This window comes from Candidatus Omnitrophota bacterium (assembly GCA_028716565.1).
In the GTDB taxonomy this organism is placed as follows: Bacteria; Omnitrophota; Gorgyraeia; order Pluralincolimonadales; family Pluralincolimonadaceae; genus Pluralincolimonas.
This window is the reverse complement of record JAQUPL010000003.1, coordinates 77,467-98,291: the sequence shown is the minus strand read 5'-3', so window position 1 is coordinate 98,291 and position 20,825 is coordinate 77,467. Positions and strand designations below refer to the sequence as shown.

Genomic DNA, 20,825 nt, shown 5'->3' with positions numbered 1-20,825 from the left:
CCTCCTCATTTATACAAAAGGGGCACAACATTAAGTATATATTGCGCCCCTCGAATTATCCAGTAAAAATTCGGGGACGCCTCAAAAAAGACAACATATCCTATAGTAGCTTGATGCGGACCCGGACGATATCCCGGCCCTGGGGCGCTTCTTTAAGGATGGGTTCCCGGAGGGTGCCGATGCCTGACAGGCTCTCTACGAATTTCGCATAACCGGCCGTGGGTATCTCGACATCGACATATTGGGGCATACCGGTATCTTTATTTACCTCGGTCTTTGTGATTTTGCCCTGCGCCAGCTCTACCTGGTTCTTTACCTTCGAAAGGGCTTCGGTCAAATACGGTTTCAGGCCTATGGCCGTTTCCGCTTCGTGACGGACGGCTTTTTCTTCCCGGGCATACGCTTCTTTAAATTTACTCGAGTCAAAACTGTCCATCTCTGCGGATTTTTGCGCATCGCGCGCCTTGACCGGCTCTTCTGTCCTGATGAGAAGAGCGATCTCAATAGGCTTGCTATCGGAATCGTTTAATCCTTTGTTAATAAAGAGCCCGCCTGTCTTCTTGTCCTCTTCGGCTACTGCCGACCCGCTGCCGGCAGACAATTCACTTTTCATAATGACCCCTGTTCCGGTCGCCATTTTTGCCTTCGGTGCATACGCAAGTTGTTCCATGGGCTTCTTTATGCCTGCCGTAGAGACGATCAGTATGACCGCCGCGGCCATCGCCGCAAGTTCCAGCGGGACTTTGATCTTTACCGGCACGAACAAGGCGCGCATTATCTTCTCGAAGGCCGAACGACTTTCGATGCGCTCGCGCACCTTCTGAAGAAAATTCCCGGGCGCCTTTACCTTAGGCAGGGAACTCATCTGCTTTAAGTATTCTTCTTCCGGCATCATGTCTTTCTTGTCTTCGCGTTCCATCTAGACCAGCCCCTTTAGCTTCTCCCTTAATTCCTGCCTTGCCCTCGCCAGTTTCGATTTCACTGTGCCGAGGTTATAACCCATAATTTCAGATATCTCCTCGTATGAGAGCCCTTCGATATCGCGGAGCACGACAACCGACCTGTGGTCGCCGGTAAGTGAATTTATCGCCTCCTGTATCGTCTCTCCCTTTTCTTTCCTGTCCAGCTCCGCCGACGGGGAAAGGGCCTTGCCGCCTATCTCGACCGGCTGCTCGCCTTCCCCTGTATCTTTTGGCTCGTCGAGCCGCACCATATACCTGTTCCTGCGGTATTGCGCGGAAGAGAGCCTGTTCTTGCACGTGTTTACCGCTATCCTGTAGATCCACGTCGATACTGATGACTCGCGCCTGAAATCCTTCAGCGACCGGTATACCTTGACGAAAGTCTCCTGCGCGCAGTCGTCGGCCTCGCCGTGATCGCCCATGAAACGATAGCATAAATTGAACACCTTGTCCTTATGCTCCAGGACCAGCTCGTCGAAATTTATGCTCTTTTCACTCATTTAGACAATCTTCAGTTTGGAAAGTTCCGCTTCAGGGATAGGCTTTGCCTTCAGGTCCGTATCCACGCACGCGCATACGACCTTCGCCTTCAGCAGCAGGGTGCCGCCCTTCATTATCTCCTGGTCGAAATTTATGGAGGCGTGGCCGACCTTCTCGATCGAGGTGAGCACTTCGATGGTGTCACCGTATACGGCGGGGTATTTGTAGTCGATTTCGACGTGGACGACCGGAAAGATCGTCCCCTTGCAGGCGAGTTCTCCGACATCGACACCTTTTTCGCGAAGAAGTTCGGTCCTGCCTTCTTCAAGATGGTTTAAATACGAGGCGTGATAAACGACGCCGCCGCAATCCGTGTCATGGTAATAAATCTTCTTTTCAAGCCGGCTTTTTGACATGGGATTATTTCATAGGCCTAAAATATACCACTATGTCAAGATGGTGCAAATGGGTCTTAAGGTCCTTCTCGAAATCCACGGCAACCGCTTCGGCCTCCCTGACGGTCATATCTTCCTTCACGACAAAACAGATATCTACGAAGATCTTATCCCCGGCTTTCCTTGTCCTGACCCTGCTGACACCGAACATCCTGGGTTTATATTCATCCACTACCTTCCTTACCTTGTCCCTTATCTCTTTTGACGGGACGGCATCCAAAAGCTCCATAAAATGTCTTTTTATCGTCCTCGCGGGAGGTATAATGAAGACCAGCGCCAGTATGATGGCCATGGCCGGGTCGACGAAACGCGTGATATTGGTGTACCCCTTCTCTTTCAGTACCCAGCCCGCGCAAAACCCGCCGAGTATGCCGACCGACATGCCTGTATCTATGAACCAATGCATGCTCGCCGTATGCATCATCGATGAGTGTGTCTTGCGCGCGGCGGCCTTGATGAATATGCTTACAAATATCCCTATCGCGACTGACAGGCATGCCGCGAGAACAGGTATCTGGTAATTCTCTATATCTTCCGAATGGATGATGTCCTGGATCGCGAATTTAACGCTTATCAGGCAGGTCATGATTATAAGGGCGCCCTGCAATACGACCGTGAACGGCTCGTATTTTTCGTAACCGAAATTGAAGATCTCGTCGGGCGGGCTGTGTATCTTCTTTATGGTGGAGTTCATGAGGAAGGCCACGACCAGTATGACAAGGCTTGCGGAGGCGTCCAATATAAGGGTTATGGAATCTACCGCAATACCCGCCGACGCCGAAATGGCGAACAGCGCTATCGAACCCCAGAATGATACGCTCGCGGCGGATAACTGCCTGCGCTCGCTTTCTTTTTCCGTTATCTCAGGGAAGGTCTTAGCCATAGTCATATTTTACCTTTGGTCTGCCCTATCTGTGCCGCTCCCGAGGAAAAATTTACGGCCGTTAATTAAGCTTTTATTTGGCGGCCTTCAGATATGCCTTGATGATCTTTTGCTCGGTCTTAGGCTTGTCGTTCCTGCCTATGGGCGAGTTCTCTATCTTTTCGACCACGTCATAGCCGGATACCACTTTGCCGAATATGGTGTGTTTCCCGTTCAGCCATGGGGTCTTGGCGGTAGTAATAAAGAACTGGCTCCCGTTAGTGCCGGGCCCGGCGTTCGCCATGGCCAGCAGCCCCGGGCTGTCAAACTGGACTTTCGGGTCGGTCTCGTCCGCGAACGGTTTTCCCCAGCACGATTGCCCGCCCGTGCCCGTCCCTGTCGGGTCTCCGCCCTGTATCATGAAACCTTTTATGACCCTGTGGAATATCAGGCCGTTATAATACCCTTTCCCGGCCAGCGTGGTGAAATTCTCACAAGCCTTCGGCGCTACCTCGGGCATAAGTTTTATCTCGATAGTCCCCTGGTTAGTCTCTAATACAACGACCTGGTCGTCCATGGCAAAAAGGCCTCCGTTGATGTTAGTGCCGGTTATTGCAAAAAATAGAACGGCAATTAAGGCAAAAATCCTCTTCATTGTCCCGTCTCCTTTTTGGTTATTTTACCATACTCTGCGGAAAATTATCTTACTCTTTTAAAGCAATAAAAGCTATTTTTTTGCCGAACGCGGCCGCTTTCTTGCGGATGCCCTTCAGCTTTACGATCTCCCCGGATTCGCGGGCATTAGGGACAAGGAAGGACCTGAATTTCGTTTCGCTGTAATCGGCTATGATCCTGAAAGATCTTTCAACGTTATCCAGCCCTATATCCTCGTAAGCGCTCAGCAGCAGGGCCATCGTCTTCCCCTTCAGCGGCGATTCGAACGTATCGGTCGTATTATCCCATTTGTATAGGGAGAACATCCTGTCGATGATGACCTTCAGCTGCGCGCTGGGGCCGTAGAAATAGAGCGGCGTCGCAAAAACAATGACGTCCGCTTTGGCCATTTTCTTGAGGACGGCCTTAGCGCCGTCGTTTATCACGCACTCATATTCCTTGATCTTCTGGCACGTCCTGCAGGATGTACAGCCGCTGGACTTGTACTTGAGGAAAGCGACGTTTACGACCTCGACATCGGCGCCTTTAGAGCGCGCGCCGGCCGCGAACCAGCCGGAAAGCTTTGCGGTGTTCCCGTTCTTTTTAGGGCTTCCGTTGAGAACCAGTATCTTTTTTGGCATGGTGTTATTCTACGGCAAACAAAAATCCCCTGCAAGATAAATTGCAGGGGACCTTTGATCTTTCTATCGAGTCTCTTTAACGTCCTTCGTTCTTGCGCTTCGAAAAACAGTCCTTGCAATATACGGGACGGTCATCTCTCGGTTTGAAGGGGACTTCGCATTCCTTCTTACAATCCGCGCAAGTCGCTTTATGCATCTCTCTCGGCGCGCCGCCGAACCCACCACCGCCACCACCACCTTGATACCCCATGTTACCTCCTTTTTATTAACAACCACCTTTGATGTAATTTTACCTTAAATTAAAACCCAACGCAACATATTTTATTAGTACGCCGGTAACGGCTGCAAGGGTTTCGCGGCCGTAATACTCTCGGCAACGCCTGAGCCGGGCCTGTATTTGACCTCGACAGTATCTCCGAGCTTGAACGACTTGATATCTTCAGACTTTACGGTAAATTCCTTCTCGGTGCTCGTATTCTGGTCCTTGACCGTGATCTTATTGAGCGACCTCTTGATCGAGACTATTTCACCGGCCAATGTCACGAGGGGCGCCTCTTCCCCGGAAAGCCCTGCCGACTGATCATCTCCCACCAAAGCTTCACGTTCCATTTTTTGCTGGGAAGGGGTTACCGCGAAACAACTCGCCGTGAGGCATAATATCGCGGCCGCTGCCATTATTTTTTTCATCCCTGCCTCCTTGAGATCCTTATCCTTATTAATGAGCGCGAGCTTCCTCTTGCGCGGCCAGGTCTTGATCTCGACCTCGCGTTTCGCCGCCGCGGACCTGGTCGGATATTCCTCTTTATATACTAAACATACGGGCCGGTTGTAGCTGGTGTAACGGCTTTTCCCGCTCAGATGTTCTTTGAAGCGGCGTTCCGGATCTTTGGTCATGCCCGTGTATAAAGTCCCTCCCCTGCACTTCAATATATAAATATACCACATAACCGCGTGTCAGAAGGACCAGTTGACAAGGACCATAAACTCCATCGGCTTCTTATTGCCGTTGTAGTTGGCGAGGCCTATCTGGAGGCCGTCGAGGGATTTCGTATAATTGACAAATCCGAACTGGAGGCCGTGCATTTCTTTGGCATAATTAAATCCGCCGAACTGGAGGCCCTTGAACGATCCTTCGTTATAATTAACCATACCCAGCTCCATTCCTGCGGACTGGCCTTTCGAAACGTTCAGGAACCCGTACTGGAGGCCGTGCATAAATCCTTCATCCCAGTTCACAAAACCCAACTGCACTCCGCTGAAATCGCCTTCCGTGATATTCGCGGCGCCCCACTGCAGGCCGACACCGCGCCCTTTGGTGCGGTTGATGAGGCCGAGGCTTATGCCGCCGACATCCTGGTTGGCGCCATAGATAAGGCTAAGGCTCAGGCCTTTTATCGACTCATCCTCCGGGACGAGCTGGATAGGGTCGAATACCGCTATCTGGATAGGTTTCTCTCCTTCGGCCTTCGCTAATTGCGGCATTAACAACATTACCAATAATACGAAAAATAGTACTTTCTTTGCCATGGCTGGTCCTTTCTGTTTAGACGATAACCATTGACGCACAATATTTAGAGGGGTTCGCCGTTTAAGAAAATGCGACTGATCAAGGCGCGGCCTTCTTTACTCAAGGAAATCTCCGCATAAAGATCTGCTTCTCTTCGTGCCCGCGAGATTTCCAACGTTTTTGTTTCTTCGGCAAAATAACTTTCAATACCGTATTTAATATTTAACTCCATGTCTTTCTTTTCTTCGATTCTTATTACTTTACCGTATTCGACTTTCTGGTTCTTAGGAGGTACAAAATTTTTTTCTTTGCGGGAAACATATCTAATTTGTCCGTCTTCAGCTAAAAAGATCACTACCTCATCACCGGGTCTAAGGTATGACTTCCATGGTTCCTCGCGTTCCCTTACTTTTCCTTCTTCTGTTTGCATCCAAATCTTGCTTGTGGTTTTATTATGAAAATATTGGATCCTGCCCCTCACAATGACTTCACTTGCTTTTAGCGAAGGTTTCTTATGACTTATAGCGCTAACTTTGTAAAATTTCTCTTCCGGGTTTTTAGTTAAAATAGCATAAATATATTCCCCGTTCCTAAGATCTTCCCTATCTATATTTATCTGGCTTATTAAAACCCTGGAGATATCATAATTAATATGCGCATAATATCCGCGAAATAAGTCCAGAGGATCTACAGGGGTAGCCTTTAAAAATATTTTTTGGCCTGATACTATTGTTAACTGATGGAAAATAACCATTCCTAGAATAAAACTGATCTGCATAGCAACAACAATATAGAATTTAAGTTTCTGGCTCATTTATGATGCTTCTCCGGATTTAATCTTAATAATGATATCTTTCCGTTTCTTTTCTAAATAGCCGCCGCCCAATAAAAGGATTAAACCTCCGCAAATAAAGAATAGCGACCGCGGCATCAATTTCCAAAAAACGCTAAAATAGAGTGTTAATATTTGAATAACAAAAAATAAAATGCCTAAATTTACTAAACTGATTTCTTTAAACAAATAACCCAATACGATCACCCCGATTATTTCTAATAATAAAACAAGATTAAAGATAAAAGGATAGAATAAAAATTCCTCGCTTCTGTAATGATTGTGTCTCATCGAGGCTTCGGGAAAGATTAAAGTCGTCATGCTTAGTAATATAACGATCAAAAGGGCGCAGGATTCATAACGGACGATTTTATTTTTTCCCCAGTTCTTAAAAGAAAATACCGCTAAGACCGTGAAAGTTAAACTTACGATGGCAAAATTGACGACCATAATTCCAGGGAACTCACGGCCAAGAATCGAGTAATGGGCCTCATAAACATTATCATACGTCAGAAGGTAAGTATTGAAAAACATAAGAGCGATCCCTAAGAACTTATAAGAATATTTAAGCCTGCCTAGGTTAAGATTTGTTTCATGGACTCTGCCTAAAATATAAAATAAAATTCCAAGATTTAGAAGCACTACAACGCTGGCATGTGTATCAAATCCGCGATTCCAAAAATAAAGGTAAGACATCAACCAAATTATAAAACCCACGAGGTTGGTAAAGATTATGCGGCTGGACTTTGCTTTATAAGTAAGATAGAAAATTAAACCAAGAAATATCAGGTAAAAATAATTCGGTTGATCTAGTCCCGTTAAACGTAAAATATTCCACAGTATCAATAAAATACTGCTCAAAAATAAAATCGGGTTTAATCTTAAGATATAGGCGAGCGGCAATATGCCCAAGGACCAAAATAACACGCCGGCGGGATAATTGGCCGGAAAATGATAGATCTGGGCCACTAAGTATATCCCGGACCCGAAAAGGATCGAGCCTAATAAAATAATCGCTTTTCCGGTTTTTGAATAAGTTTCCCTGATGTAGCTTAAGGTGTAACCTATTGAATAAGCTGCAAAAATACTTGATAAGATCAGTAATAATTTTACCGGCTTGGAAATCCCCCGCCAGTTTGAAGCAAAAAATAAAATTACCCCTATCCCCACTAAAATTGAACCGAAAATAGACAAAAAAGTAATGATCTTCGCCAAAGCGGATTTTTCCGACGCTATTTCCGGAAGGCTATATCTTGAAGTTAAATTTTTTTCTTGTTCAGCCGAAATCAAACCTTCTTTTTGCCAGTCTTCGATTTCTTTCAGGATCTGGGATTTAAAATCGCTTTTCATGTTTGTTTAAACTTGCCCCTTATTGATTTCCGATCATAAACTTTATACCATTTTAGTGCCGTCCTAAAAGGGGGCACTTTACTGGCTTAAATTATACGCTTTGGATTGCCGAGTTTCAATGGTTAACTGCAGCTTCTCTGCGAAAGCGGGGGCTCGACAATAAAAAACCCATCCTTAATGGATGGGTTTTTCTTCAAAGATGGCTCCCTGTGTTGGACGAATTTCGCAACTGGTTACACTCTGATGAAGCTATGTAATCCTCATTGACCAATTGTCACAAAGAAACAGAAACAAATAAATTAAAACGGCTATAACTATAAATACGGCTACCAGGAAAAACTTAAATGGGCTAAACTTTCTATGCAAGATCACAAATTGCCCCTCACGATCCCAAATTGTAACTCCCTTATTGCTAATCGCTTGATTGTTAAAAAACATTGCTAAAAAACTGAGTGGAAAGCTAAATCCCGTTAGAAGCCCAATTATCCAAACCTTTAAACTTCTTTTTAATGCAGCTAAATATCTAAGTTTTTGTCCATTTGAATCTCTGACGGTTATATTTAAGAGCCATTTGCCAGGCGTAGCGCCCCACGTCGAAAGCAAGAGAGATTCTATAAAAACCCATACGAATAGCTCTGCAAATCTAAATCCTGGTTTAGTGCTTGGAAAACCATAGATAGAATCATTAATAAAATAAAATATCCCAATTAATATGAAAACGAAAAGAAAGTAGTCTATGAATCTCGCCCAAAATCTAGCCCAAGCATAATCTATTCTTCTTGTCTGCTGATTCATTGCTTCTCTCCCTATAAACAAAAAACGACTTCACTTTTTACTATTATATCATTTCTACTCTAAAATCGCGCCTAATAAACAAAAACCCTCCGCAATGTTTAATTGCAGAGGGTCTTCAAACTGGCTCCCCCGCCTGGACTCGAACCAGGGACACGTGGATTACAAGTGACCCGGTATTGCTACCGGACTTGGACTATATCATCTCCTACGGCTTTACGTTTAGGAGGCAGGTGCATAGTCTCTGAACCTTCCCTTTATTTCTAAAGGGCTCGGCTGCTGATTACCCCAGAGGGGCTTCCAGACGCCACATCTGCGGCGCTCCGTCAGCTAATACTACGCTGCGGACAATTCTCCTGCTTTTTCAACTACAGTTTCCTGTAGAAGCTGCGCCTTGCACAGTCCACTGCTCTACCAACTGAGCTACAGGGGAGCGGATATTTTATTTGAAACTAATCTTTCAATGAACGTCCGGCTCTTTTGCCGTTTCAGGAAATTCTCAAACTTACGAGCTTCTGTCCTGTTGTGAAATTCTCTGCTATAGACAAGAACTAAATCGCAATTTCTTTTACCAAAACTACTCTTCTTCTCTTTGTGCTCTGATAATCTTCTATCGATATTACTTGTTTCACCAATATAATATCTTCCAGAGCTGTTACTTTTTAATATGTAAACATAATGCATATTTCCAATGATCCCAACTGAGCTATGCCGAATGAAGTAGCTCATAGATGTTCTCGCTTCGGCACCCCGAAGATATTCTACCACGAAACACTACATTCGGGGCAGGGGAGCGGATATTTCACAAAGAACGGTGCTGCTCTATATTATGCCTCAGCGCCGCAGCGTTTCAACAGCGCGGCCCAATCGTCGTCTATCCTCTTCTGGATCTCCTCGACCACAGAAGCGTTCTCCGGCCTTAACAGGTGGCGGAAACGGCCCTGCGCTTTGAGGTAATCCGTGATCGGCTTCTTGGCGGCCGGCTTATAGCTCAGCTTCCAGGCATTGCCGTTCTCAACCTCGTAGAGCGGCCAGAAGCATGTATCGACCGCGAGTTTCGCTATCTCTATCGTCTTATCCGACGGATAAGCCCACCCTAACGGGCACGGCGATATGACGTTCATGAAAGCGGGCCCGTCTACCGAAAGCGCCTTCTGCGACTTTGTTATAAGGTCGTTCCAGTGGCTGGGGCTCGCCGTCGCGACAAAGGGTATTCTATGCGCTACCGCTATGCCTGTCAAGTCCTTCGGGAACTGTTTTTTCCCGATGGATTGCTTGCCGACCGGCGCTGTTGTCGTCTGGGTTCCCATAGGCGTGGCGCTTGAACGTTGGACGCCTGTATTCATATAAGCTTCGTTATTGTAGCAAAGATACAAGATCCTTTGGCCGCGCTCAAGCATGCCCGAAAGCGACTGCAGTCCGATATCATACGTGCCGCCGTCGCCGCCGAGCGCGACAAACCTCATCTCTTCCTTTACCTTGCCGCGGCGCCTTAACGACCTGTATGCCGCTTCAGCTCCTGAAACGGTGGCGGCGGAATTTTCGAAAGCGCAATGCACAAAGCTCGAGTTCCATGCCGTAAAAGGATTCGGCGTCGTCGAGACTTCGAGGCAGCCCGTAGCGCTTCCCACAACTAACGGCATCTCCTGTGACAGGCCCATCTGCCTTACGATTATGGGAGATGCGCAGCCCGCACACATCCTGTGCCCGCCGGAGAGTAGCTCTTTTCTCTTATTAAGTTCTTTTAAGTTTGCCATTTATTCCCTTACCCCCAGGTATGTCACAAGGTCTTTGGCCTTGCCGGTCTTGGCTATCTCAGCCAGGTCCGAATATACCTTATTTATCTCGACGAGGCCCATGTCGCGCCCGCCGAGGCCGTATACGTAATTGACGACCGGCATTGTCGACTTCTTGTAAAGCGCAGCCCTTATCTCATCGAATAAAGGCCCGCCGACCGCGTTCAACGCGTCAGCGCGGTCCAGGATCGCTATCGCCTTAAGGTGTTTTAAGGCATCCGCTATTTCGTTCTCCGGGAACGGCCTGAACATGCGGATCTTCAACAGGCCCGCCTTGACGCCTTTCTCGCGGAGTTCGTCGACGACGGCGCGCGCCGTCCCGACCGTCGACCCGAGCGCGACTATAGCGACTTCCGCGTCCTCGAGCTTGTATCCCTCGATGAATTTATACTCGCGGCCGCATATTTTCGAGAATTCCTTAGCCGTATCGGCTATTACCTTCGCCGATTTTGACATCGCGTCAGCCATCTGGCGTCTGTGCTCGAAATAATAATCCGGGAGGTCGAAACCTCCGAATGTCGTCGGCTTCTTCGGGTCGAGCAGCGTGTATTTCGGTTTGTACTCTCCGACGAATTTCTTGACCTCTGCGTCGTCATATAGATACATGTTCTCTATCGCATGGCTGATGATGAAGCCGTCGTAATTTACTGCTACAGGCAGGAGGATATCGGAATTCTCGGCTATCCTTATCGCCTGCAAGAGGTTATCATAGACTTCCTGCGCGTTCTCGGCCCAGAGCTGTATCCAGCCCGAATCGCGGATGCCCATCGCGTCAGAATGGTCGCAATGTATATTAATGGGGCCTGAAAGCGCCCTGTTCACCAACGGCATCACTATCGGCAGGCGGTAGCTCGAGGCGATATAGACTATCTCCCACATGAGCGCCAGGCCCTGCGATGATGTAGCTGTCATCACGCGCGCTCCCGCGCACGATGCGCCGACGCATGCCGACATCGCGGAGTGTTCGGACTCTACCAATACTATTTCGGTATCTAACTCACCGTCGGCCACGAACTGCGCGAACTTCTCCATCAGCGACGTTTGCGGCGTGATCGGATATGCCGCAACGACATCCGGGTTTATCTGTTTCATAGCGTACGCTGCCGCGTCGTTACCTGTCAAAGCTAATAGTTTTTTGCTCATTTTTCTTCCTTGACCATTTCTATGGCTTTCTTCGGTTTCACCGGGCAGATCGCAGCGCAGATCCCGCAGCCCTTGCAATGAACCAGGTCCATCCCGCAGACCTTGCCATCCTTTATCATGATCGATGAATCCGGGCAATTTATCCAGCACAGGCTGCACTGGATGCATTTTTCCTCCGACCAGACCGGCTTGAACGTGCGCCATGTGCCGCTGTTGTACTTCATCGCGCTGCCGGCGTCCGGATTTATTCCGCCTATGACCACTTCTTTCCAACTGGGTGCTTTTACTTTTTCCGTTTTTGCCATTTTATTCCGCCTTTACCTCTTTATACGCCTGCTCGATCGCCTCAAGGTTGCCCTTGATGACCTCAGGCGTGAACTTTGCCGCGAAACTTTCTTTGAACGTCTCGGTCAGGTTCTCGAGCTTAATGACCCCGGTCGCCTTGATCAGCGCCCCGACCATCGGCATGTTCGGGATGTTCCGTCCGAGCTTCGCGACCGATATCGACGTCGCGTCAACCGTGAATATCTTTCCGCCCTTTATGCCGAGCTTTGAACGTATCTCTTTCGGCGAGAAGACGGTGTTGATGACTATCGACGTATCGTCCTTCATCCCTTCGGTGATGTCGACGACATCTATGAGCGTCGGGTCGAGCACCACGATGCAATCCGCCGCCGTTATCGAGCAGTGGATCGTGATGGGCTTATCGCTTAACCTCGTAAAACTCCTTACAGGCGCGCCGGTACGTTCAGCGCCGAACTCCGGGAACGCCTGGAGATTCTTCCCCTCGCGGAGGGCCGCTTCACCCAGCAGCTTTGCCGCGGTAACGGCGCCCTGCCCGCCTCTTCCGTGCCAGACTACTTCAGTTATACCTTTCATCTTCCTTCCTGTTGTTTAAGTAATACGACATTAACGTCGAGGTCAGGAACAAGAAAAAATAGGCGTTCAGCATGCAGCCGGTGACCTCGCGTAAAATTATTATATGGCCGTCAAGCCCCAAACGCCTGAGGCCCTGTACCACGAACGCGTAAGCTATCCATACGACCAGGGAGATAACGATCATCAAAACAAAGAACAGTATCAGGAGGCCGAATACGCTGAAAAATCTTTCTCCGCAGAAGATGACGCTCCTCCATATGCTCCTGAAAATGCCCCTGCCGTCAGCCGCGGTTATCGCCCACGACAAGCAGATAAGGGCGTAAAATACCGCGAGCAGGAGCGCCACGACGGCCGAGAAGGCCCCGAGGACTGCCGCGGTCAACGGATATAGCTTCGATTCCATCATGGCCCCGCCCATCAGGACGGCCATCACGAGCGCCAATATCCACGCCGGTATCCATAGGACCGCGCTTACGCCGAGTTGCCCCAGGAAAAACCTGCTGCAATTCCCGAAGAACCCATTAAACCCGAAACGCCTCTCTCTTATCGCGTCCCTCGCGAATATCTGCGCGCCCGCGAGAAGATAGTTGAAGCCCAGCACCAGCGCCGCGAAGATGACTACGGTAGCTCCCCAATCCCCCATTTTTTTCATATAAGGAGGGATGGCGTCGTTCGGGGCCGCAAAGAACCTAACGGCTGCGTAAAAGATAAAAATAACCGCTATTATAGGCCATCCCCTGTGGGTTATGCTTAAACCCTGGCCAACCGCCCTAATGACCCTCAAAAAGGCCTCCTTATTGGATGAAAACGGGTAGGTTAGGACTAAATTTTACCAGAGGCGGGGGTTTGTGTCAAGAAATTTGATTCCGGCCTTCGAGCGCCCTGGCGAGGGTCGCCTGGTCGGCGTATTCGAGATGGGATCCCACAGGCAGGCCGTAGGCTATGCGAGTCGTCTTAACGCCTTGATTCCTAAGGAGTTGCGAAATATACAGGGCTGTCGTCTCGCCCTCGGTATCGGCATCGGTCGCGAGGATCACTTCCTTTATCTTATCCGACTTTACGCGGCGCATAAGCTCCTTTATTTTAAGCTCATCCGGCCCTATCCCGTCCAGGGGCGAGATAGCTCCCAGGAGGACGTGGTATAGGCCCCTGTATGCCCCGCTCTTTTCTATGGCGAGGATGTCCTTGGGGCTTTCCACCACCAGTATCTTCGTTTTATCGCGCATCGGGTCGCCGCAGATGTGGCAGGTATCGCTTTCGCTTAAATTAAAACAGCTTTTGCAGAAAACGATGGTATCTTTGAGTTTTATTATCGCTTCGGAGAGGGCGGCCGCGTTCTCGCGGGGGGATTTGAGGATATGCATGACGATGCGTTCCGCGGATTTCTGGCCGATACCGGGCAGTTTAGTAAACTCGGATATCAATTTTTCCATAGTCCTGGTGTAACCGGGCATGTGATTACCTTGATTTAGCGGGATGCGTTAGATTATGTCAGGTGTGACGCATCGTTTCTTTTGAGGTTTCCGCCGAATATCTCGAGCGCGGACTTCACGACTTCGTGGGTCTCTTCCTGGCGCTCTTCCTGCAGGAGGTCTTCTACCGAAACTTTCTTCTCAAGCGCCTCGACTACCTTCATGTCGATCCTCACATTATGCTTCAGGATACCGCTCAAGGCGTTCTCTATCATCTTCCTGTTGCCGTTCGTCTCAAGCGCCTCCTTGTGGAACACGTGTTCCCTGGAAAAAGCTATTGTAAGGACGCTGTCCTGGAGTTTCAGCGGCTGTCCGGGCTGGAGGAATAAGGCGAGCGACATCTTCTTCGAAAGGATCTCGCGCAGGAGGTTCGGCCAGACTTCACATATCCTTTCGAATGAAAGTCCCGTGGCCTCGACCTCTACTTCTACATCAAAATGCTCTTTCTTTTCCGCGTCTTTGGCCGGTTCGGATATCTTTTCGCCTTTATGCTGCGGCTGCGGCGCTGCTTTCGATTCGGGTTTACCGGCCCCGCTCCCCAGCTTCTTCTCAAGTTGTTCGATCCTGTCCAGCATCGAGGTAAGCGAGACCAGGTCGTCGCGACGGGTAAGGCGGATCGCCGCGAGTTCGAGCGGGATCCTCTGCGATATCGCGCGCCTTACCGAATCCTGCGCGCCCATCAGGACCGTGAGGATGTAAAGCAGCGTCTCGTTGGAAAAAGACTTCGCCTGGACGGCCAGCCTGCCGATCATCTCTTTAGGGAGGTCTATAAGCCCCTCAGGGTCGTCGGAAGTCCTGGCGATCAATATATTCCTGAAATGCACGACCAGGGAATTCACGAACTGCGGGATATCTTTGCCGCTGGCGATCACGCTGTCTACGAGTTTCAATATCCCGGCCGTATCTTTATTTATCACCTTCTCGGTGAAATCGAAGAGGACCTCATGGCCCACCGTCCCGGATACGGCGGTGGCGCTCTCCGCGTCTATCTTCTTCCCGCAGAAAGATACGAGCTGGTCGAGCATCGATTCCGCGTCGCGCATTGCGCCTTCGGCGGCGCGCGCAACAGTGTAAAGCGCCTCTTCCTCTATCTCGAGCTTCTCGCTCTTTGCTATCTCTTTAAGTTTTCCTGTGATCTCGTTTACGGTAAGGCGCTTGAAGTCAAATCTCTGGCAGCGTGACAATATCGTCGAGGGGACTTTATACGGGCGCGTCGTCGCGAAGATGAATATCGCGTGCGCCGGCGGCTCCTCGAGCGTCTTCAACAGGGCGTTGAAGGCCTCCTCGGTGAGCATATGGACTTCGTCGATGATGTAGACTTTATATTTGCCGCGGGTCGGGGCAAACTTGATATTTTCGCGCAGGGCGCGGACCTCGTCGATGCCGCGGTTCGAGGCGCCGTCTATCTCGATGACATCGAGGTTCGTGCCGTTCGATATCTCCTTGCAGGAGTCGCAGGCGCCGCACGGCTCCTTCGTGGGCCCGTTCTTGCAGTTCAGGGCCATGGCGAATATGCGCGCGGTAGTAGTTTTTCCTACACCTCGAGGGCCGGAAAAGATGTACGCGTGGGCGACCCTGTTCTGGGCTATCGCGTTCCTGAGGGTGGTCGTGACATGCTCTTGACCAAGGACGCTATCGAAGTCTTTCGGCCGCCATTTGCGTGCGAAGACTATATAAGACATTAAAATAATTTCCTTATGATGACAAGTAACAGCCTAAATTGTAATCCTAATAAATAGATTAGTCAATTAATAATTTTGGAGCTCTTCCCTGAAGGCGAAAACAAGGCATCCGGGGACTTTTATGATCTCTTTTGTCGTCGGGTGGATGCGGTAATGGTGGGTCGCGCAGTACGGCATCCTGTCCCAAACGAAATTATATTTATCCGAACCCAAAAGGTAATAAAGTTCCACTCTTTTTTCCCCGAGGATGGCCTTCGCGATCTTCTTGGAGTTGAATCCGCACGCGATCGAAGCCCCGATCGCCTTTAAAAGGAATTTCTTGTTGATGTATTTTAATAAAGTGAAGAAATATGCCGGCAGGTACCAGAGGAATACCGCCAGGCGGTTTGCTTTTTCCATCTTTTCCGCGAGCGCGTCTATCTCCCTTCCGCATTTGTAAATATTTTTGCGCGGGTCGTTCACCACGAGGTCGACCATCGAATATAATTTGCCTTTTTCCGAAATTATCATGCCCATCTGCCCGCACATCGGGCTGAAATTCGATGAGGCCGATTTACCCGCATCTATTAGTCCCGCGTATTTAAGCGGTTTCATCAAAATATAAATGGCAGCGAGCGGAAAAGTGATCGCCTTCGCTCCGATCTTTTCGCAGAGGAATTTTTCCACGCAGTCGCCGGTAAGCCTTTTATTGACCAGGTCCTTTATATCAGTAACGCGGCCGGAATAACACTCGGTCGTCACCATAACGCGCTTGACGACGTCCTGGTTGTCCATCGCGAACTTTATCGCTTCCGGAAGATTGTTAAGGTTCCATTCTTTCGATGTGGTAAACGAAAGTATTATCCATGCCTTGCCCAACTCGCGGATATTCTGCAGCGCCTTGCGCACGGATTCGTACGCGATAAGGCTTCCCCTTAATTTTATACAGGCCTCCGGGTCGGTCCCGTCGAAGGCTAAGTAGAATTTCCTTATTCCGGCGTCGTATACCTTTTTACAAAAATCTTTATTAGCAATTGTTATGCAATTTGTAGCAATGAAGGTACGCCTCAGGAGCCCGAGCTCTGTCACTTTTTGGACTATCTTAAAAAAATCCGGATGTATCGTCGGCTCGCCGCCTGTCAGTATGACGTGGGTATCCTTGTCTTCTTTCGCTATCGTCTCGAGCATGCGCACGATGTCGTCATACGGGACGTCTTTGCCTTTGGAATCGGCATCGGCGTAACAGACCGGGCACTTCATGTTACAGCGGGTGGTTATCTCGATGAATGACAGCTCGGATTTGCGCATTTGGTGGACCGCGCATTTAAAGACACCCTCGCGGCATTTGGGGATGCCGCAGCCGTAATCTTTAAGATGGTCGAAGAGGCTGATCTTATCCTTGAAGATCTCTGCGTCGGAAGAGACGAGGTCGACCACCTTACCGTGTTCGCTGCATATCTTTTCGAGAAGGATCTTGCCGTCCTCCTCGTAATACTTCCCGTCGAGGTCCTTGTTGCAGGCGGGGCATATAGTCTTTACGGTCCTATTAAACATTGAACTTCTCGGCGACCTTCTTCATGATGGGTTTCTTGTATTTTTCCCACGTGCAGGTGGGCAGTGTCCTGATCTTATCTGTGTCCGGGTCGACATAAACAAAACACGAGGAACACATCGAGAGCCTCTCCGATTCTGTCGTCTTGGAATCCTCGAACGGCAGGATCATTATCTGCAGGACGCCTTTTAGTTTGGTGTCGTTCTTTAATACCTCTTTCGCCTTCTTCCCTGTCAGCAGCTTCCCTATCATCCCGGCCCATTTGATATAAGCCGCCGGGCCCTTTTTCCCTACGATAGCGCCGAAATTAAGGTGTTTCCTGAAAATATTAAAAAGTTTCATGTCCAGGGCCAGTTTCCCGGAGAAGCCGGCTTTGCCGCCTTTATATTTTCCCGCGGCGAACTTCTCAAGCGCCCTGAGGTCGTTTATGAGGGCGAAGAGCGACGTCTTGAGATACTTCGAGAAAGATACGTATTTCTCGCCGTCCGATATAAGATAAGTTATGCTTTCGCAGTTCGGATGGACCCCGAGGAAAGGCATATTCTTGATACCGTAGATCTTGTAGAGGTTCGTCAGGAAGAGCGAGCCGAGCGGCACGAACTCGACATTACCTCCGGCGACCGCGTCCTCGACCATATGCTCGACATCCTCGTGCGTTGTCCTCTCCGGGTCGTAATCGAGCTGTTTAGCGTCCCACATGTGTATCAAAGGCATAAAATATATGCCCCTGATGACATGCTGGTTCTTAAGACTGTAACTGAGGAACTCGCCCATGTCGTTCTTGTTCAGTTCTTTATCTACGACGCTCATCAGGACGACCTTGGCCTTCTTTCGCTTGGCGAGGTTCCCAAGAGCCTTTAATTTCAGGTCGAGCGCCTCGGGATGCCCGCGCAGTTTCGTGTACATCTCGCGGTTGAGGCCGTCAAAAGCGATGTTTATCATCGCGCCGAGGTCGGCAAGCTTGTTGCAATATTCCTCGTCGGCAAGCTTGAGCCCGTTGGTGACCACCCTCATCGAGTAGCCGTATGACTTGCCGAGCTTTATTATATCGAAGAGGTCGTTCCTCATCGTCGGCTCGCCGCCGAATAATTGTATGTAGGGTTTCGGGTCGCGGTGGGCGTAATGCTTGAATATCCTGTCGAAATATTCCATCCTCGGCTCGAACTTGAACCCCATCGAAAGGACGTTGTTTAGGCAGATATGGCAATTCATGTTGCAGCGGTTGGTCGTGTCTATGAATACGATGTCCGGTTCTTTGTGCTTGTTGCATGACGGGCAATTGAGCGCGCAGGCGCCGCATTCGATGCTCATGAAATCGCGTTTTTTGTTATAGAGGCCTGCGTCGCTGGAGATAAGGTATTCTTCGGTGCCGCACTTGGGGCAGCTTTTCCGGAGGTAGACCTTGCCGTCCTTTTCGACGTGCTCTACCGGAACTACATCCTTGCAGGTGTTGCAGAATGCGTAATTTTTCATTTGATCCTCAAAACTGGCGGGTAGTCGTGGACGAAATGCGAACCCTACAACTACCTGAAATACAGTTACTTATAAAAATCTACCGCAAGCGAAGCATGGGCTGGAAAATATCATTAGACTGCCCCATCAATAATTAATTTCCAAAGAAATATCTTAAATGCCTCTTGTTTTGCTTCTTTTCATTGATGCTTACGGAACAATAATCTCTACTTTTGAGAAATAACAAGCATCTCAAAATCCCCTGTCGTCAGCTTGTCGTTTCTTGAGTACGCCCCGAGCTTGGCGCCGAAAATATCGATCTTTTTATACCCCAGCGTCTTTAAAAGCCATGTGAGTTCACTTGGCACATAGTAGCGCTCGTTACAGGTTAATTCCTTTTTAGCTCCCGCATCGTCCTCGAACACGACGGTGTTGTGGTCCCGGAACGTCATCAGATCGAAAGAACAATTTTTACACGCTGAATTGCCTTCTTTGGCCTCGGACTCATAAAATTCTTTGACGGAATGAAAAAGCGGAAATAACCCGTTCAATGTCGTGAATATAAACTTGCCTTTATCTTTTAACGCCTTTGTCGCGTTCTTTAATATTTCAAAATTCATCTCATCCGTTTCCATTAAAGAAAAACCACCCTCGCAGAGCATGATCGCCAGATCGAACTCGCCTTCAAAGGGAAGGTTTCTGGCGTCATGTTTCTGAAAATCAATGTTCAGATCAAGTTCTTTTGCTTTTTCCTTTGCCCTTATAAGCTGTGACTCGGATAAATCAACACCAGTTACGCTATATCCTCTTTTTGTCAATTCGATCGAATGGCGACCAGTGCCGCAACCGATGTCGATGATCTTTAGCGATTTATCCCGGCTTATTTCCTGCTCGATAAAATCACATTCGCCAACAGTCCCCTGGACAAAGCATTCCTTGTCGTATTTCTTGGCGTAATTTTCAAATAATGACTCGTACCACTGCTTCATCGCTGATTCCTATTATCTTTAGGGTTCGCGTCCATGACAACTCAGATCAAAACCGCCACCTGTTCTCGTCGGACGGTTCACTTCAAAAACTGGCGGAGAGGCTGGGATTCGAACCCAGGGACCCACTTTCGCGGGTCAATCGCTTAGCAGGCGACTGCTTTCGGCCACTCAGCCACCTCTCCGCAAGCTAAATTTTGGAGGAAGCGCAGCGGATCCCGAGGGTATGTCCCGAGGGATAGCGCAAGCTATTTCTTCCCTTTTTTCCTTTGTTTCCTGAAAAATTCCGTCAATAATGACCCGCAGTCCTCGGCCAAGATCCCGCCGGTAGCCTTGACCCTGTGGTTCAGTTTCTTGCCCCCTGCGATATTGAAGACCGAGCCGCAAGCCCCTGTCTTAGGGTCCTTCGCGCCGTAATATATATGTTTCACGCGCGCGAGCACGAGCGCTCCGGCGCACATCGAACACGGTTCAATTGTAGCATATATGGAACATCCGGGCAACCGCACGCTTTTGAGATACGCGGCGGCCTGTGTAATGGCTATCATCTCCGCGTGCGCGGTGGGATCCTTGAGCATCTCTATCTGGTTGTGGGCGCGCGCGATTATCCGCCCCTCGTGGACTATGACGGCGCCGACAGGCACTTCGTCGGCCTCGAACGCCTCGTAGGCCTGCTTGAGGGCTTCGGACATGTATATTTCGTCGATCTTGCTCATTTTTAAATAAGAATGGCGCGCCCGGGGCGGGTCGAACGCCCAACCTTTGGTTCCGTAGACCAACGCTCTATCCAGTTGAGCTACGGGCGCGTCGTAATATGAAATTATATCACAAAAACAGGGTTGTCTGCCACTACCGATAATTGGTAAATTGCAGGGCGACGGGAAAATCGATGCTGCGCAGGTGGCTTATCACTGTCTGAAGGTCGTCCTTTTTCGGGGAAGAGACCTTTATCTTTTCGCCTTCTATCTGGGTCTGGATCTTGGAGTTTAAGTCCCTGATTATTTTCACCAGTTCCTTCTGTTTCTCGCGCTCCAACCCGCTCACAAGCTCGATCACCTGGCGGAACGTCCCCTCGAACGCCTTCTCCGGCTCCTTATAGGTAAGGGCCTTGATCGAGATGTTGCGTTTTATCATCCTGCCGTTAAGTATATCCTGGAGGGAGCGCAGTTTAAAGTCGTCGTCCGCGATAAGGGTTATCTTCTTCTCTTCGCGGTTATAATCGATGGAGGATTTGCTGCCCCTGAAATCAAACCTCTGGGAGAGCTCCTTTTTCGCCTGATTTACGGCGTTATCGACTTCCTGCAGGTCTATCTCCGAGACGATATCAAAAGAAAAATTCGCGGCCATCT

23 protein-coding genes, 2 tRNA genes and 1 pseudogene are annotated in these 20,825 nt (G+C 49.2%); all 26 read right to left on the bottom strand.

The window, feature by feature from the left end:
- Nucleotides 1-100 precede the first annotated feature (100 nt).
- Complete coding sequence (locus PHO67_05020) at nt 101-919, bottom strand: hypothetical protein (protein ID MDD5546496.1); 819 nt, start codon at nt 917-919, stop codon at nt 101-103.
- Complete coding sequence (locus tag PHO67_05015) at nt 920-1,462, bottom strand: sigma-70 family RNA polymerase sigma factor (protein ID MDD5546495.1); 543 nt, start codon at nt 1,460-1,462, stop codon at nt 920-922.
- The gene (locus PHO67_05010) at nt 1,463-1,858 is read right to left on the bottom strand and encodes a YbgC/FadM family acyl-CoA thioesterase (protein MDD5546494.1); all 396 of its coding nucleotides are present in this window, start codon (nt 1,856-1,858) and stop codon (nt 1,463-1,465) included.
- Nucleotides 1,859-1,862: 4 nt separating this feature from the next.
- Complete coding sequence (locus PHO67_05005; GenBank protein ID MDD5546493.1) at nt 1,863-2,780, bottom strand: cation diffusion facilitator family transporter; 918 nt, start codon at nt 2,778-2,780, stop codon at nt 1,863-1,865.
- A gap of 73 nt (nt 2,781-2,853) precedes the next feature.
- Nucleotides 2,854-3,336: a peptidylprolyl isomerase gene (locus PHO67_05000; protein MDD5546492.1), complete on the bottom strand. Its 483-nt coding sequence runs from the start codon at nt 3,334-3,336 to the stop codon at nt 2,854-2,856.
- Between the two features lie 127 nt (nt 3,337-3,463).
- Nucleotides 3,464-4,054, bottom strand: coding sequence for a flavodoxin family protein (locus tag PHO67_04995; protein ID MDD5546491.1), 591 nt, complete (start codon nt 4,052-4,054; stop codon nt 3,464-3,466).
- A 76-nt stretch (nt 4,055-4,130) separates the two neighbouring features.
- Nucleotides 4,131-4,250: a DNA-directed RNA polymerase gene (locus PHO67_04990; GenBank protein ID MDD5546490.1), complete on the bottom strand. Its 120-nt coding sequence runs from the start codon at nt 4,248-4,250 to the stop codon at nt 4,131-4,133.
- Nucleotides 4,251-4,771: 521 nt separating this feature from the next.
- Nucleotides 4,772-4,999: pseudogene (locus PHO67_04985) on the bottom strand (GIY-YIG nuclease family protein).
- Between the two features lie 9 nt (nt 5,000-5,008).
- A complete protein-coding gene (locus PHO67_04980) occupies nt 5,009-5,581 on the bottom strand; it encodes a hypothetical protein (protein ID MDD5546489.1) in 573 nt (190 codons plus the stop codon).
- A 44-nt stretch (nt 5,582-5,625) separates the two neighbouring features.
- The gene (locus tag PHO67_04975) at nt 5,626-6,375 is read right to left on the bottom strand and encodes a GDYXXLXY domain-containing protein (protein MDD5546488.1); all 750 of its coding nucleotides are present in this window, start codon (nt 6,373-6,375) and stop codon (nt 5,626-5,628) included.
- The gene (locus tag PHO67_04970) at nt 6,376-7,743 is read right to left on the bottom strand and encodes a DUF2157 domain-containing protein (protein ID MDD5546487.1); all 1,368 of its coding nucleotides are present in this window, start codon (nt 7,741-7,743) and stop codon (nt 6,376-6,378) included.
- A gap of 249 nt (nt 7,744-7,992) precedes the next feature.
- Nucleotides 7,993-8,538 carry an RDD family protein gene (locus tag PHO67_04965; GenBank protein ID MDD5546486.1) on the bottom strand — a complete coding sequence of 182 codons (546 nt, stop codon included), beginning with the start codon at nt 8,536-8,538 and terminating at the stop codon, nt 7,993-7,995.
- Between the two features lie 824 nt (nt 8,539-9,362).
- A complete protein-coding gene (locus PHO67_04960) occupies nt 9,363-10,292 on the bottom strand; it encodes a thiamine pyrophosphate-dependent enzyme (GenBank protein MDD5546485.1) in 930 nt (309 codons plus the stop codon).
- Nucleotides 10,293-11,474 (bottom strand): transketolase C-terminal domain-containing protein, encoded by a 1,182-nt coding sequence (locus tag PHO67_04955; GenBank protein ID MDD5546484.1) that lies wholly within the window; start codon nt 11,472-11,474, stop codon nt 10,293-10,295.
- A complete protein-coding gene (locus PHO67_04950; GenBank protein MDD5546483.1) occupies nt 11,471-11,779 on the bottom strand; it encodes a 4Fe-4S binding protein in 309 nt (102 codons plus the stop codon). The genes PHO67_04955 and PHO67_04950 overlap by 4 nt, the downstream gene beginning before the upstream one ends.
- Nucleotide 11,780: 1 nt before the next feature.
- Complete coding sequence (locus PHO67_04945) at nt 11,781-12,353, bottom strand: 2-oxoacid:acceptor oxidoreductase family protein (protein ID MDD5546482.1); 573 nt, start codon at nt 12,351-12,353, stop codon at nt 11,781-11,783.
- Nucleotides 12,337-13,137, bottom strand: a complete 801-nt coding sequence (locus tag PHO67_04940) for a hypothetical protein (GenBank protein MDD5546481.1) — start codon at nt 13,135-13,137, stop codon at nt 12,337-12,339. The genes PHO67_04945 and PHO67_04940 overlap by 17 nt, the downstream gene beginning before the upstream one ends.
- Nucleotides 13,138-13,204: 67 nt before the next feature.
- Nucleotides 13,205-13,807 carry a recombination mediator RecR gene (gene recR / locus PHO67_04935; GenBank protein ID MDD5546480.1) on the bottom strand — a complete coding sequence of 201 codons (603 nt, stop codon included), beginning with the start codon at nt 13,805-13,807 and terminating at the stop codon, nt 13,205-13,207.
- Between the two features lie 32 nt (nt 13,808-13,839).
- Entirely contained in the window at nt 13,840-15,507 is a 1,668-nt protein-coding gene (gene dnaX / locus PHO67_04930) for a DNA polymerase III subunit gamma/tau (GenBank protein MDD5546479.1), read from the bottom strand.
- Between the two features lie 66 nt (nt 15,508-15,573).
- Nucleotides 15,574-17,040 carry a radical SAM protein gene (locus PHO67_04925; protein MDD5546478.1) on the bottom strand — a complete coding sequence of 489 codons (1,467 nt, stop codon included), beginning with the start codon at nt 17,038-17,040 and terminating at the stop codon, nt 15,574-15,576.
- A complete protein-coding gene (locus tag PHO67_04920; protein MDD5546477.1) occupies nt 17,033-18,511 on the bottom strand; it encodes a radical SAM protein in 1,479 nt (492 codons plus the stop codon). The genes PHO67_04925 and PHO67_04920 overlap by 8 nt, the downstream gene beginning before the upstream one ends.
- A gap of 206 nt (nt 18,512-18,717) precedes the next feature.
- Nucleotides 18,718-19,479, bottom strand: a complete 762-nt coding sequence (locus tag PHO67_04915; GenBank protein ID MDD5546476.1) for a class I SAM-dependent methyltransferase — start codon at nt 19,477-19,479, stop codon at nt 18,718-18,720.
- Nucleotides 19,480-19,569: 90 nt separating this feature from the next.
- Nucleotides 19,570-19,661 (bottom strand) — tRNA-Ser (locus PHO67_04910).
- Nucleotides 19,662-19,724: 63 nt separating this feature from the next.
- Nucleotides 19,725-20,192, bottom strand: a complete 468-nt coding sequence (gene tadA, locus PHO67_04905; protein ID MDD5546475.1) for a tRNA adenosine(34) deaminase TadA — start codon at nt 20,190-20,192, stop codon at nt 19,725-19,727.
- Nucleotides 20,193-20,205: 13 nt separating this feature from the next.
- Nucleotides 20,206-20,282, bottom strand: a tRNA-Arg gene (locus PHO67_04900).
- A gap of 43 nt (nt 20,283-20,325) precedes the next feature.
- Nucleotides 20,326-20,823 (bottom strand): YajQ family cyclic di-GMP-binding protein, encoded by a 498-nt coding sequence (locus tag PHO67_04895; protein MDD5546474.1) that lies wholly within the window; start codon nt 20,821-20,823, stop codon nt 20,326-20,328.
- Between the last annotated feature and the right edge of the window lie 2 nt (nt 20,824-20,825).